Source organism: Nocardioides allogilvus (genome assembly GCF_003047285.1).
In the GTDB taxonomy this organism is placed as follows: domain Bacteria; phylum Actinomycetota; class Actinomycetes; order Propionibacteriales; family Nocardioidaceae; genus Nocardioides; species Nocardioides allogilvus.
In genome coordinates, this window is record NZ_PZYX01000046.1 from 1 (window position 1) to 834 (window position 834).

The 834-nt window shown below is 39.9% G+C and carries 1 protein-coding gene; it reads right to left on the bottom strand.

All coding sequences use genetic code 11. The features are described from left to right. Positions 1-834 (bottom strand): S1 RNA-binding domain-containing protein (locus C9J87_RS19350; protein ID WP_157953275.1); only part of this gene is annotated, 834 nt, incomplete at both ends.

Here is an 834-nt window from a genome sequence, read left to right on the forward strand (position 1 = left end):
GTCACGAGTTGCTTCGTTAGCACGGATAAATGCTTCCACGCCGCCTTCTAATTCAACTTTAACGCCTTTCGCATCAACTTCTACAACTTTACCAGTCAAGATTGCACCTTTTTTAGTGCTTTCTACGAAGTTAGTGAACGGATCCGATTCTAATTGTTTGATACCTAAAGAAATACGTTCTTTAACCGCATCAACTTGTAATACAACAGCTTCTACTTCGTCACCTTTTTTGTAGTTACGAACAGCTTCTTCACCTGTCGCATTCCAAGAAATGTCAGATAAGTGAACTAAACCGTCGATACCGCCTTCAAGACCGATGAAGATACCGAAATCAGTGATAGATTTGATTTTACCTGTCACTTTATCGTTTTTGTTGTGAGTTGCTGCGAAGTGTTCCCAAGGGTTTGCTTTACATTGTTTTAAACCTAATGAGATACGACGACGTTCTTCATCAACTTCAAGAACCATTACTTCAACTACATCGCCTACGCTAACCACTTTAGACGGGTGAATGTTTTTGTTTGTCCAGTCCATTTCTGAAACGTGAACTAAACCTTCAACACCGTCTAAAATTTCAACGAAGCAACCGTAGTCGGTTAAGTTAGTTACTTTACCGGTTAATTTGCTGTTTACCGGGTGGTTTTGAGCGATTGCAGCCCATGGATCTTGACCTAATTGTTTTAAGCCTAATGATACACGAGTTTTCTCTTTGTCAAATTTAAGTACTTTAACAGTTACTTCTTGACCTACAGCAACCACTTCGCTTGGGTGTTTAACACGTTTCCATGCCATATCAGTGATATGTAATAAACCGTCCACACCGCCTAAATCAAC